General features: G+C 37.4%; 18 protein-coding genes. 8 read left to right on the top strand and 10 right to left on the bottom strand.

All coding sequences use genetic code 11. From position 1 onward, the window contains the following. Positions 1–410 precede the first annotated feature (410 nt). From IM479_RS05060 to IM479_RS05090, 7 genes are all read left to right on the top strand, one after another. Positions 411–548 carry a hypothetical protein gene (locus tag IM479_RS05060; protein ID WP_287685323.1) on the top strand — a complete coding sequence of 46 codons (138 nt, stop codon included), beginning with the start codon at positions 411–413 and terminating at the stop codon, positions 546–548. Between the two features lie 41 nt (positions 549–589). Continuing rightward, positions 590–1,312: a hypothetical protein gene (locus IM479_RS05065; protein ID WP_287685324.1), complete on the top strand. Its 723-nt coding sequence runs from the start codon at positions 590–592 to the stop codon at positions 1,310–1,312. Positions 1,313–1,545: 233 nt separating this feature from the next. Further along, the gene (locus IM479_RS05070) at positions 1,546–1,782 is read left to right on the top strand and encodes a hypothetical protein (protein ID WP_287685325.1); all 237 of its coding nucleotides are present in this window, start codon (positions 1,546–1,548) and stop codon (positions 1,780–1,782) included. Next, entirely contained in the window at positions 1,782–2,231 is a 450-nt protein-coding gene (locus IM479_RS05075; protein ID WP_287685326.1) for a type II toxin-antitoxin system VapC family toxin, read from the top strand. Before IM479_RS05070 ends, IM479_RS05075 begins: the two co-directional genes overlap by 1 nt. 329 nt (positions 2,232–2,560) lie before the next feature. Next, complete coding sequence (locus tag IM479_RS05080) at positions 2,561–2,869, top strand: hypothetical protein (RefSeq protein WP_287676323.1); 309 nt, start codon at positions 2,561–2,563, stop codon at positions 2,867–2,869. After that, positions 2,866–3,246, top strand: a complete 381-nt coding sequence (locus tag IM479_RS05085) for a toxin-antitoxin system TumE family protein (RefSeq protein ID WP_287685327.1) — start codon at positions 2,866–2,868, stop codon at positions 3,244–3,246. Before IM479_RS05080 ends, IM479_RS05085 begins: the two co-directional genes overlap by 4 nt. Before the next feature lie 184 nt (positions 3,247–3,430). Beyond that, on the top strand, positions 3,431–3,958 hold the full coding sequence (locus IM479_RS05090) for a hypothetical protein (protein WP_287685328.1): 528 nt from the start codon (positions 3,431–3,433) through the stop codon (positions 3,956–3,958). 223 nt (positions 3,959–4,181) lie between these two features. On the opposite strand, the gene IM479_RS05095 is transcribed toward IM479_RS05090, so the two are convergent. The 4 genes from IM479_RS05095 to IM479_RS05110 all read right to left on the bottom strand — a co-directional run bounded on the left by IM479_RS05095 (position 4,182) and on the right by IM479_RS05110 (position 5,825). Next, positions 4,182–4,526 (bottom strand): HepT-like ribonuclease domain-containing protein, encoded by a 345-nt coding sequence (locus tag IM479_RS05095; RefSeq protein ID WP_287685329.1) that lies wholly within the window; start codon positions 4,524–4,526, stop codon positions 4,182–4,184. Further along, positions 4,516–4,824 carry a nucleotidyltransferase family protein gene (locus IM479_RS05100; protein WP_287078125.1) on the bottom strand — a complete coding sequence of 103 codons (309 nt, stop codon included), beginning with the start codon at positions 4,822–4,824 and terminating at the stop codon, positions 4,516–4,518. The genes IM479_RS05095 and IM479_RS05100 overlap by 11 nt, the downstream gene beginning before the upstream one ends. 237 nt (positions 4,825–5,061) lie before the next feature. Continuing rightward, complete coding sequence (locus tag IM479_RS05105) at positions 5,062–5,454, bottom strand: DUF5615 family PIN-like protein (RefSeq protein WP_287078129.1); 393 nt, start codon at positions 5,452–5,454, stop codon at positions 5,062–5,064. Beyond that, entirely contained in the window at positions 5,454–5,825 is a 372-nt protein-coding gene (locus tag IM479_RS05110; protein ID WP_287685330.1) for a DUF433 domain-containing protein, read from the bottom strand. The genes IM479_RS05105 and IM479_RS05110 overlap by 1 nt, the downstream gene beginning before the upstream one ends. A 285-nt stretch (positions 5,826–6,110) precedes the next feature. On the opposite strand from IM479_RS05110, the gene IM479_RS05115 reads away from it, so the two are divergent. Beyond that, entirely contained in the window at positions 6,111–6,641 is a 531-nt protein-coding gene (locus tag IM479_RS05115; RefSeq protein ID WP_287685331.1) for a hypothetical protein, read from the top strand. Positions 6,642–6,891: 250 nt separating this feature from the next. Here IM479_RS05115 and IM479_RS05120 read toward each other — a convergent pair whose 3' ends face one another. The 6 genes from IM479_RS05120 to IM479_RS05145 form a co-directional block, all read right to left on the bottom strand. Then, the gene (locus IM479_RS05120; RefSeq protein ID WP_287685332.1) at positions 6,892–7,143 is read right to left on the bottom strand and encodes a hypothetical protein; all 252 of its coding nucleotides are present in this window, start codon (positions 7,141–7,143) and stop codon (positions 6,892–6,894) included. Between the two features lie 260 nt (positions 7,144–7,403). Continuing rightward, positions 7,404–7,889 carry a crossover junction endodeoxyribonuclease RuvC gene (locus tag IM479_RS05125; protein ID WP_016514371.1) on the bottom strand — a complete coding sequence of 162 codons (486 nt, stop codon included), beginning with the start codon at positions 7,887–7,889 and terminating at the stop codon, positions 7,404–7,406. 3 nt (positions 7,890–7,892) lie between these two features. Beyond that, entirely contained in the window at positions 7,893–8,996 is a 1,104-nt protein-coding gene (wecB, locus tag IM479_RS05130; protein ID WP_286825749.1) for a non-hydrolyzing UDP-N-acetylglucosamine 2-epimerase, read from the bottom strand. A 149-nt stretch (positions 8,997–9,145) separates the two neighbouring features. Continuing rightward, entirely contained in the window at positions 9,146–10,477 is a 1,332-nt protein-coding gene (locus IM479_RS05135) for an MlaD family protein (RefSeq protein WP_287685333.1), read from the bottom strand. 46 nt (positions 10,478–10,523) lie between these two features. Further along, complete coding sequence (locus IM479_RS05140) at positions 10,524–11,306, bottom strand: ABC transporter ATP-binding protein (RefSeq protein ID WP_287685334.1); 783 nt, start codon at positions 11,304–11,306, stop codon at positions 10,524–10,526. Positions 11,307–11,387: 81 nt separating this feature from the next. Beyond that, positions 11,388–11,672, bottom strand: a 285-nt coding sequence (locus tag IM479_RS05145) for an RNA-guided endonuclease InsQ/TnpB family protein (protein ID WP_287699281.1), incomplete at its 5' end; no start/stop codon positions are given.

Raw genomic sequence — 11,672 nt, forward strand, 5'->3', positions numbered from 1 at the left:
AAAATTACTGGTGCAAGTTGGGAATCTGGTAATGTACCGCAAGTCCTTCGTCATCGCTGTGCTTATCTAAATGGTTGCCTTTTTTAACTTTTTTATTGAGATCATTAAGCATTTCTACTTATTGCAAAGGTGAGATGCTCCTATTATAATATTATAATGATTATTGGAGCGCAGATATTCTTTTTTTTAATTCTTATTATGGTATTAGCGGAGGAAAGGACACGGAAATATTTTCGGGAATTGAGTATATAATAAGACGCGATAAAAATGCAGCTTTAGGCATAGGCAGATGCTGGAAGAGATTCGCCGAAACAAATGGGTATGGCACACCAAACTCACACAACGAAGTTAGATTAATTAAGTATAAATTAAGACAAATCAGATGGGCAAACAATAAATATATTTTCGTCGTGGAGCCTCGTAAAACCGGATTGCAAATTCTCCACTTCCGCCAAACTCGCCAAGATTTAGATAATCCCATTGAAGTTATAGATACAAAAGGTCGCTTTTTAGGCAAGTGTCAATCTACTTGTCAACTCAAACAGTAATTCGAGATAATGACAACACTTAATTGAGGAGATTAAACTCTATGAAAATCAAAGTATCAAACTCAATCTACTTTATCTTATTTGCCATAACTGTTGGTATTGCCACTAATGGCATAGCACAAAATAATCAAGTAGATCCAATACTTGAAGTCGAAAAAGATAATTGTCAAGGAACAACAGAAGTTAACTATCGCTCTCAAAAATTAACTTCTCTTGATGGAGAAACAACGGTTTACTATGAGGGAGTTTTAAGGAGAGTCGGTAAGAAAGGCGACCGAAGTGGACATGATGGCTATTGCTACCCTCTCGAAGGGCGACAGACTCCAATTACCACACTAATAGTTAAAAATATAACCCAAAAACGAATTTCTCTAAAATCAGAAAATGGCCTGTATCAAGTTATTAGTCCAATATCCTTTTCTGCTAACAACAGATATTTAATATTACAAGGGGATGTTGGTTATGATGGAGGAGATGGAGAAGTTACTTATGCAATAATTGATATGCAAAACAATTATAATGAACTGTCACTTCGTACTTGTTATGATTCTTATGGAGGATTTGAATACAAAGGTTTTATTTCTCCTTTAGAAATTTTATTAGACTGTGGAAATGGTATTTTTGAGGTTGCGAATTTAGATAAAAAATCTGTTCGTAAAGTCTCTGAATCTTTTGCAAAATCTGCTAATGCAACCAAACGCTATGGTACAATTTCAGGAGAAATGACCATCTTAAAAAGACAAGTATTTCCACCACGAAAATAAAATATTTGCCAGTGCCTAAAATAGTTTAAAATTTTACCTAATTCCTTCTGTTTATAAAGCAAACTATAAAAATAAAGTGCGATCACTAATTTTGTGGGTTGGCTTAATATGCGAAACCCAACACAACCAACAGTTACTTTTTTAACGTCAACTCAACTACCAACAAAAATGTTTCAATTTAATTAAGTTTTCTCAAATGTAATTCTCCTTAACAACTTGATGAGGAAATAAAAATGACTACCGAAGAAATTTTACTAGAAACATGGCGAACATTAGATGAATCTGGTCAAGAGCAAGTATTAACATTTATGAAACTCCTAAAAAAAACAAATAATTTTAAAATTGATAATAGCTATATTTCTCCACAAGAAAAAGCCAAGAGATGGGAAGAATGGGCAATGAGTCATCAAAAAAGAGGATTCAGTCTCCCGGATGAAGCCCTACATCGTGATAGTATTTACGAGGATTAATGGCTAAATATTTACTCGATACTAATATTTTACTGCGAGGAAGTGATCCAGATTCTTCTAGTCATTTACTGGCCATTAAAGCTGTCTCTAATTTATTGAAAAGTGGTCATGATTGCTATATTACCTCTCAAGTATTGATTGAATTTTGGGTAGTCGCAACAAGACCAATAGAAGTAAATGGTTTAGGATGGAGTGTTAAGCAAACCAGTGATGAAGTCAATCAATTAATTAATCGTTTTTCTTGGATAGAAGAAACATCCGAAATTTTCTTTTATTGGCATGATCTAGCGAATACTTATAATATTAAGGGAAAAAGAACTCATGATATTCGCTTAATAGCTGTCATGAAAACCCAGAAATTAACTCATTTACTGACTTTTAATCCAGATGACTTTATTAAAATTCCTGACATTCAGATTATTCACCCTAATGAAATTGTTAACATATAGAAGATAGACGCTGGGATTATCAAACCCCAATCCCTGAGCATTAAATTATAATTTATGTAGTGCGATCGCTACTCTTGTAGTTGAAGAATAAAACCCAACACAACCAACAGTTACTTTGTTAACGTCAACTCAACTACTCAACTGCCAACAAAAATGTTTGATTTTAATTAAGTTTTCTCAGAGGACAAAACCATGAAACCACTTATGATATTATGAGCTATGTAGCCGCTCAATATCCGCCAAATTCATTCGTGGTCTTTTCAACTTAATCAATGAGCAAATTAAGTAGGCGATCGCCATTCTGGTAATTTAGCTGATGAGGTAAACTAATGTTAGATTTTCACCTATCTGTTCAACCCAAAACCGAACAGCGATTAAAAATAATTTTAAGTTCTGTAGAAGATGAAGAAAGTTTTGCTCAAAGTATTATTGATGATCAGATAGTAAGATTGCAAAGAGCAATTTTAAATTTAAGATTAGACTTAAGAGTTTTTGAGCAGAAATATCAGATAACATCTGAAAAATTTTATCAAGAATTTTCTCAAGGTATCTTAGCGGATGAAGAAGATTTTATGATTTGGGCTGGATTGTGTGAAATGCTCGGACAAAATGAAATTCAACTTCAAAAGTTAAGATGATTGAAGCCTATTTTTTGCAAATCGAAACAATCCTTCAATCCTTTCCTAATATACGCTTTGTTTCGCTAACAAAAAAAATTTACAATACGAATCAAGGTTATATTAGTGTTTCAATTATTTTTGAAAACAATCATCGTCTAGATTTTATTGAAGTAAAAAATACTGATGTAAAAGCCAAAATAAAATATCGTTATCATTATATGGATGAGCATCAAGTAATGATTTTTCGTTATGATAATGCTCCTCACCATACCGAAATTAAAACTTTTCCGCATCATAAACAGGAGATTGAGGGCGTTAAGGCAAGTCCAGAGCCAACTCTTGACGATGTACTTTTGGAAATTGCCCAAAAACAAAGGGACTTATCGTCTTTGTGATCGGCTTCGATTGGATTAGCCGAATTGCGATTGCTGATCTTGTAGTGCGATCGCCGATCTAGTAGGTTAGGTTAAGGCGCGAAACCCAACACAACCAACGGTTACTTTTTTAAAAGTTAACTCAACTACTCAACTGTCAACAAAAATGTTTCAATTTAATTAAGTTTCCTCAGAGGACAAAACCATGAAACTACTTAACTCCCAAAATCTGTTAATTGCTTCCTTATTAGGATTTTCAACGCTTTTTGCTGGTTCCTATCCTTTGGTTAAAGCACAATCAGAACCAAAGCTAGGCTGTCAAGCTACTGTTAATAAAGTCCTTGAAGAAATTAGCTCAAAGGGAGTTAGAAGAACTTGGTTTAAGCTTTATAAGGGAAAAGCCAATGAAAATAACACGGGTAATCCAACTAACAGAACAGACGAGTTAGAAATAATTTTAAGTGCTTGGGATTTTACTAAAAAACCTACTTTTGATTCTCGAAGTCAATCCATTATTGATAATATCATGGGTTCTAAAAGTTTATTGAAAAGTTGGGCAGATAGAATTGTTGCTAATTGTAGCAATACAGCGATAGTTGGTTTTGGTAATGATCAATCAGATTGGGGTGAAGATTACTACATTCAATCTGATGGAACGACAAAATTGAATAAATGTGTTAAACCAGAAAATGCACCTAATCCTCTTCCTTGGGGATTATCAATATGTCTATAAAATTATGACGAAGTGTAACTTTTCCTTATCATCTTAAAAGATAAAACCATGAAGATCAAATTTAACCTGACTCAAATATTCTATACTTTCAGCTTACTAGCTTTGATAACTAGCCAACAACTAGAAGGTAATATTTTAGGGTAATTTAAGTCAAAATAGAGTGTTGAACAACATAACTTGCATTATGGACATTACTATTCACTTTGGTAAACAATGAATACTCCTATTTAATTTCACTCTCTAAAATCAATTCAACAGTCTTATAAAGTGGTTCAATTTTTGTTGCGATGATATCCCAAACAATCTTAGGATTAACCATAAAGTAAGCATGAGCAATAATATCCCTTAAACCAGCAATTTTTCGCCATGCAGTCTCAGGATATTTTCGCCTAATCTCATCAGGAATTTGCTTAGCTGCTTCGCCAATAATTTGCAAATTATGAACGACTGCATCAAAAGTTTTATTATCCTCAATTAAATCATCATAGTTCATCCCTGCTGTATAATCTTGAATTTTTTGAATACTACTCAAAATATCAGTTAAATAAAGCCTCAGATCACGAGACATAAACCGTTTCCTCTAAAATACGTTCTCGAATCTGGGGTTTAATATCTTCCTTGATTACTAAATCAATTTTGCGCTTAAATAAATCCTCAAGTAAAAATTTTAAATCCATATAATTATCAAAAGTGACATCTCCTTTAAATTCTACCAATAAATCTAGATCACTATTAGCTGTCGCTTCACCCCTAACAAAAGAACCAAAAACTCCTAAACTTTTAACTTGATATTTTAACTTTAGACTCTCTAGGTAGCTTTTCAAAACATCAAAGATTTGTTCAAAATCAGATTTGTTTGTTGTCATTTTAATCTCCAGGAAATATTCTCGAAATTACTTAAAAATTAACCTAAATTTTGATGAGTGCGATCGCTGCTCTTGTAGTTGAAGAACAAAACCCAACACAACCAACAGTTACTTTTTTTAACGTCAACCTAAATGAGGCAATAGAAAATCTCGCAATTAGATTGCTTCGCTATCGCTCGCAATGACAATCATAATGTACTATTTTAGCTGAAACAGTCCACTAGAAGATGGCGATCTTTAGGGAATAAAAATTCGACCTACTCCCATGTAGTTGTCGAGATCAAGCAAAATCTCAATCAGACGAGTGGCACAGTTTTGCCGATAGCGGCCCTCATCAAATCGATCAGGATTCCCAATTGTCAAAATTGGTAAGGAAGTTGGCGTATTCTCTTCCCGTATTGTCTGTTCTAGAGAATCGTCTCCCTTCATATTCCGATTCGCTGTAATCAAAATCATCTGGTTGGTTTGGGCAAATTGCCAAACGACGCGATCGCTACTATCCATCGGCAACCCAACTTCCTGAAAGGTGAAGAAGCGGATGGTTAATAGGTCAAGCCATCCTTCAGCCGAAAGAGTTCCCCAGAACAAAACAGCATCACCTGTTAAGTTGTAATCAATTAAGAAATTCATCATTCGGCTTCAATCCGGGCTTTCCAGGCTTGAAGTTTTGCACGAAGGGCTTCCTGACCTGGCTTTGGGGGCATCGCTGCGATCTTGGCAAATCGTTCACGATTTCGATCTTCCCAATATTGCCGAATCTCCGCAGCTGTTTGCAGGCATTCTTGGTATTCTGCTTCAACCTCAGCGCGATGAGTATCAATATATGCTAGGGCTAAACGAATCTGCTCATCATTAAGACCCAGTTTTTCACGGATCAGCTTGGATGGGTAATGAGCCTTCCGATAGTCCATCACGTCATAAAGAGTGATGCGTGTACCTGAAATGGTCAATCCACGCTCTGTACGAATGATTGTTGCTTGCCCACCTGATGCCAGAGTCATATCGAATGCTCCTACAAGATTAACTCCATGATACCTGATAAAAAGCTCAAGCTAGATTCAGGATACTGGACTGTTTCAGCTAAAATGAGGCAAGAGAAAATCTCGCGATTAGATTGCTTCGCTATCGCTCGCAATGACAATCATAATGTACTATTTTAGCTGAAACAGGGTGTAGGTTGGCTTAATGTGCGAAACCCAACACAACCAACAGTTACTTTTTTAACGTCAACTCAACTGCTAACAAAAATGTTTGATTTTAATTAAGTTTTCTCAGAGGACAAAGCCATGAAACTATTTAACTCCCAAAATTTTTTAAGTGCTTCCTTATGTTCCTTATTAGGATTGTTAACGCTTTTTGCTGGTTCCTATCCTTTGGTTAAAGCACAATCAGAACCAAAGCTAGGCTGTCAAGCTACTGTTGATAAAATTCTTCAAGAAATTCGTTCTAAAGGGGTTAGAAGAGTTGAATTTAGTGTTTCTAAGGGAACGGCTAATAGTTATAGGACAGGAAATTCAACAAATAAAACTGATGTATTAGATGTTGTTCTAATCGATGATGTAGGTGCTACTACCAGTAATGGAATTGCCATCAGTAATATTTTCGCATCACCAAAGCTTTTAAATAATTGGGCTAACCAAATTGTTAAAAACTGTGGCAATACAGCTATAGTAAGTTTTTGGATATCGCAATCAGATATAAGTATAAATTATTATATTCAACAAGATGGTACAACTATAAAAGAAAAATGCTCTCAACTAGACAATACCTCAGAACCCATTCCTTGGGGATTAGGATTACCAGTAAGTTGTGGGTAAACAATAAATATATTTTCGTAACAGAAAGCTCATGATTCATGGATGATAAGCCGTAATAACCAGACTTCTATCCTCACTATAAATTGCTTCAACACGACGGAAACTAGAATGATTCCACCAGACTTTAATTCTATTTCCCTTGGCTGGAGCAGACCCAACAACGGTATAACCGGCATTGAACATCAATTGTTCAAAAACTTCTGCTGGCAAAATTTTAGATGAAATGGGAGAAAGACCATCAATTTGATGCTTATCGAGGGTTATAACTACCTTTATAGGTTGTAAAAATTTGATAACCAGGTAAAACTAAGCTGATACCAGCAAAACTATGTATTGTTCCTGGATAACTTTCTTCTGCATCACTACCCCCCAATCGCCAACAAAAAGAACCCAACCAAATATAAAAGCCTGGAATCAGTGCGTCCATAGAATAGGCAATATCTTTTAACTGAGGGTTAACTCCGTTTGATGATCGCTTTTTTTCGGAAACTTTTATTTTCATTATTTTAAACTTATACTCATTTAAGAACTATACCATATTTTTGTTAGCATTGACGATGACAATTATCACAATGTCCACACTTAAACCCTTTGGTGTGATCGCTGATATGGTAGGTTGGGTTGAGGAAGGAAACCCAACGCTAATCAAAGATATTTGAAGGCCTTATTATCTTCAACCGTCCCATCGAACTAAGACAGTCCAAGCTTAAAAATGGCTTTTAGTTGTCAGCTAAATTTTTTGACCAATTGCGTCAAATTACTTCAAGAGATTTGATTGCGAACGCCACTGAAAGCAGCATAGGCGATCGCTATAGCATCTACAGCATCATTAATAGGCATTTTTGTCAATCCGAATAAATACTTAATTTGTTCGGCCACCTCAGCTTTAGTGGCCTTACCATGGCCGAGATGACATTTCCAACTAGCTTGATGGAGGAAAATCGGTTCAATTCCCCCATCGCGACAGCTAACTAGATTGATAATTCCTAAAGCTTGCAGGACTCCACCGGCTGCCTTGATTTGCCGGTTAAAAAAGGGCATTTCCACGGCAATTTCTCCCGGTTTATATTCTGCGATTAACTCCTTTAAATCCCGTTCAATTTCGATCAAACGCTGGGCAGTAGAAAGATTTTTAGAAGTTTCGATCGTGCCGTAATCGACTAAAATCGGCATTAACTCACTATTATCCCGGAGAATAGCCCAACCGACAATCGCTAATCCGGGGTCGATACCCAACCAAGTAGTCATAGATTAAGCCAAAAAATCTTGGACGATTTGGAGAATTCTCTGGGATGCTTGTCCATCTCCAAAAGGATTAATGGCATTAGCCATACGAGCATAGGCGATTTTATCCCCTAATAATTCTCCCGCTTCTGCTAAAATTTGCTCTGGATTAGTGCCAATTAATTTCGCTGTTCCCGCTTGTACTGCTTCCGGTCTTTCCGTGGTTTCTCGCAATACTAAAACCGGTTTTCCTAAACTAGGGGCTTCTTCTTGAATGCCGCCGGAATCAGTTAATAATAAATAACAGCGTTGAATCGCCCCCACTAACTCGGCATAATCGAGAGGTTCAGTTAAAAATACCCTGGGATGATTGCCCAAAGCGGACTGTATTGGTTCTCGGACGGTGGGATTGCGATGGAGGGGTAATAATAGGGCTGTATCGGCATATTTTTCTAACAACAAAGTAAATCCTTTGATAATATCCTGTAGGGGTTCGCCCCAATTTTCCCGGCGGTGAACCGTGGCTAATAAAACCCGATAATCTGACCAATTTAAGCCCGCAATTTGACATTCTGGGGCGGTTTTGGCTACGGTTAATAAAGCATCAATAACCGTATTGCCGGTGTGGTGAATATTTCCTGTCACCCCTGATTTTTGTAAATTTTCCACGGCTAAAGTAGTGGGAGCAAAATGTAGGGTAGTCAGTTGAGAAATTAGGCGACGATTAGCTTCTTCGGGATAGGGATTATAGATATCATTAGTTCTTAATCCTGCCTCCACATGGGCGATAGGAATTTGTTGATAAAAAGCCGCTAAAGCAGCAGCAAAAGCCGTAGTAGTATCACCTTGCACAATAATTAAATCTGGTTTTATACGCTCAAAAACCGTTTCTAAACCCCGTAAACTGCGGCAAGTAATATCAGTTAAAGTTTGATGGGTTTGCATAATATCCAGATTTTCATCTGCTTTTAAAGCAAATAATTCCATCACCTGCGCTACCATTTCTTTATGCTGTCCCGTCAGAATTACATGGGTTTGAAACTGTTCCGATTCTTGAAAAGTACGAATAACGGGAGCTAATTTAATCGCTTCGGGACGAGTTCCAAGAGTAATACAAATTGATTTCAACATATTATTATCAGTTATCAGTTATCAGTTATCCGTTATCAGTTATCAGTTATTAGTTATCAGTTATCAGTTATCAGTTATCAGTTATCAGTTCACCAATTACTGTTTACTGTTTACTGATCACTGAAAATCGCTTGAATTGTGCTGTTTTGTCATTTTTCACTCGTTTGAGGTTGTTGAACGATAAATTGGTGATAGAGTTGCATTTGCTTAGGATTTAAAGGTCGAGAGATGGTCAAAACTTTTTGTTTAGCTAACTCTTGAGTCATGGTATCCAAAGTTTGAGCGATACGCAAATTATATTCTAATTCTTCCCCGGAAGAAAGCAGATTACTTAAGCCATCAATTAAACGTCTTAAATTCTCGCGAAATTGGGGATCACCAATTAACTCATCGATATCGGAGGTGATTTTTTGAGTATTTTCAAAAGTCACCCTAGCGGATTCGAGAGTTTTTTGCAGTACGACAATTGTAGCAGGATCGTTAATAGTTTTAGTAATTTCTCGTAAATTATTCGATGTTTCCACCGCATTATTCAAAATAGTCTCGATATTTTGCATGACTTGTTTAGTATCAATTTCATCTAAACCTGCATTCAACCTCAGGGCGGTATTATTGAGATTATTAGCGAGACTACCAATACCTAAACTAGCTTGATTAATATTATCGAGAGTATTAACAATTTGTCCCCGATTTTCGCTGAGAACAGCATTAAGATTAGCGACTAATTGGGAAGATTGTTGAAAAGTCCTGCTGATTTGACTGCGATTTTCCTGAACGGTATTATCTAAAGTATTGACAAAACGGGAGGCATTATTAGCCGTATTAGTGACCGAGCGACTGGTGGTAGCTAATTCCAAAGATAGACGAGAGATTTCTCTTTGGGCATTACGGATAGTCTGGGAGGTATCATCGGATAAACGGGCGATTTTTTGAGCTGCTATAGCGGTATTTTTGGTGACATCATTGAGATTACCCACAAATTCAGGACTGGTAAAAGTATCCACTAAACGACCAACACTAGACATTAATTGTGTTCCTGTTGTCCCCTGTAAACGAGTATTATTACAGAGAATTAACTGTTGATCACAGTCGGGACTCAGAGGGTCGAGATTTTTGGCTTCAGCACTTAAAGAAACTAAGGGAGTGATATCGATGGCTGCCTCCCCAATTAATCCGGAAAGATTGGTAGTAACAGTTACCTTCCTAGGCATAACTAAATTAGCAGAAGCTATCTCGGCAATAACCTCCACTTGATTACTCCCAGGGATAAAACTCGTAATTCTTCCCACTCTCACCCCGCGAAAACGCACCGGCGCCCCGACTTGTAACCCTTCCACGTCGGCAAACTCGAAGATTAATTGATAAGTTCTTTGACCAAATCCCCCCCCGCGAACCCAGATAGCGAGCGCCCCAAAGACTAATAATCCGCCTAGGGCAAACAAACCTAGTCTTCCTTCCCGTAAAGCTCGCGAACTCTGCATGATTTTTCTCTCATTCTCGATAGTTCTTAATTTAGCTTAATCTAGCTTAAACGATTGTCCTAATCGGGCCTTCAATGCTGGCGCTAAAAAATTGCCGGATCATGGGATGATCGGTACGATCGATATCTGCCACTAATCCCTGCCATTGCACTTTTCCCTGATAGAGAAATACTACTCGATCGGCGGTGCGTCGGATGGTACTTTGTTGGTGAGAAACCATCACATAAGTGTTCGCAGACCCTGATTTTTCATGGAGAGTCCGCACTAGATCCTCGATAATTGTGGAAGCTATCGGGTCTAATCCAGCGGTAGGTTCATCATACAGCAGTAATTCGGGATTATCGGCCTGATTATCGGGATTAGTGATAATAGCGCGGGCAAAAGCCACCCGTTTACGCATTCCCCCCGATAGTTCCGAAGGATAAAGGTCACTAATTCCCTGTAAACCGACCATTTCCAGGCTTTTTTCCACTAATTCCCTAATTCTGGCTTTTTTTAAATTAGTTTGTTCATAAAGATAAAAACCGACATTTTCCCCGACGGTGAGAGAATCAAACAGGGCCGTTTGTTGAAAAACTAAGGAAGTTCGCATCGCTTCTCGACCATCTTCTAGCAATCCTTGACGCAATTGACCTTTAATACGAATTTCTCCGGCATTTATCCCCGTTAATCCCGCAATTAACCGTAAAACCGTTGATTTTCCTGTTCCCGATGGCCCGATAATTACCAGGGCCTCCCCTCGATAAATAGTTAAATCTAAACCGTCGAGAATAACATTATCCCCGAATCTTTTCGATACTCCTCTCAATTCAATTAACGGTTCTTTCATGAAATCAAGATTAATGTCGCTTAATTATCTTTTGACACTCCCGTCGCTAAAAGCGAGGGATTCTTGGTTCATTGAGTTTCCTTAATCTGGCAGGACGTATCCAACCAAACCAGAGGGAATCTCTCCCCAAGCGTGAGTTCCGGTATGCCCTACCGTACTTAGTCCCTTTTTGAGAATATTGATAGCGGCGTTAATATCTCTATCTTCTACATAGCCACAATGGGGACAAATATGTGTTCTCGTAGATAGAGATTTAGGTACTTTTTCTCCACAGCTAGAACAATTTTGACTGGTATTATGGGGCGATACTGCTACCGTAGCCTTACCGTATTTAAAGCCAAAATATTCTAACCATTGTCGAAAAAT

The organism is Microcystis sp. M165S2, from assembly GCF_020245885.1.
In the GTDB taxonomy this organism is placed as follows: Bacteria; Cyanobacteriota; Cyanobacteriia; order Cyanobacteriales; family Microcystaceae; genus Microcystis.

Bases quoted from the DNA above. Each gene is read 5' to 3' on its own strand.
- IM479_RS05065 (WP_287685324.1), top strand. From the start codon at position 590: ATGAAAATCAAAGTATCAAACTCAATCTACTTTATCTTATTTGCCATA.
- IM479_RS05070 (WP_287685325.1), top strand. From the start codon at position 1,546: ATGACTACCGAAGAAATTTTACTAGAAACATGGCGAACATTAGATGAA.
- IM479_RS05075 (WP_287685326.1), top strand. From the start codon at position 1,782: ATGGCTAAATATTTACTCGATACTAATATTTTACTGCGAGGAAGTGAT.
- IM479_RS05080 (WP_287676323.1), top strand. From the start codon at position 2,561: ATGTTAGATTTTCACCTATCTGTTCAACCCAAAACCGAACAGCGATTA.
- IM479_RS05085 (WP_287685327.1), top strand. From the start codon at position 2,866: ATGATTGAAGCCTATTTTTTGCAAATCGAAACAATCCTTCAATCCTTT.
- IM479_RS05090 (WP_287685328.1), top strand. From the start codon at position 3,431: ATGAAACTACTTAACTCCCAAAATCTGTTAATTGCTTCCTTATTAGGA.
- IM479_RS05095 (WP_287685329.1), bottom strand. From the start codon at position 4,526: ATGTCTCGTGATCTGAGGCTTTATTTAACTGATATTTTGAGTAGTATT.
- IM479_RS05100 (WP_287078125.1), bottom strand. From the start codon at position 4,824: ATGACAACAAACAAATCTGATTTTGAACAAATCTTTGATGTTTTGAAA.
- IM479_RS05105 (WP_287078129.1), bottom strand. From the start codon at position 5,454: ATGAATTTCTTAATTGATTACAACTTAACAGGTGATGCTGTTTTGTTC.
- IM479_RS05110 (WP_287685330.1), bottom strand. From the start codon at position 5,825: ATGACTCTGGCATCAGGTGGGCAAGCAACAATCATTCGTACAGAGCGT.
- IM479_RS05115 (WP_287685331.1), top strand. From the start codon at position 6,111: ATGAAACTATTTAACTCCCAAAATTTTTTAAGTGCTTCCTTATGTTCC.
- IM479_RS05120 (WP_287685332.1), bottom strand. From the start codon at position 7,143: ATGAAAATAAAAGTTTCCGAAAAAAAGCGATCATCAAACGGAGTTAAC.
- IM479_RS05125 (WP_016514371.1), bottom strand. From the start codon at position 7,889: ATGACTACTTGGTTGGGTATCGACCCCGGATTAGCGATTGTCGGTTGG.
- wecB (WP_286825749.1), bottom strand. From the start codon at position 8,996: ATGTTGAAATCAATTTGTATTACTCTTGGAACTCGTCCCGAAGCGATT.
- IM479_RS05135 (WP_287685333.1), bottom strand. From the start codon at position 10,477: ATGCAGAGTTCGCGAGCTTTACGGGAAGGAAGACTAGGTTTGTTTGCC.
- IM479_RS05140 (WP_287685334.1), bottom strand. From the start codon at position 11,306: ATGAAAGAACCGTTAATTGAATTGAGAGGAGTATCGAAAAGATTCGGG.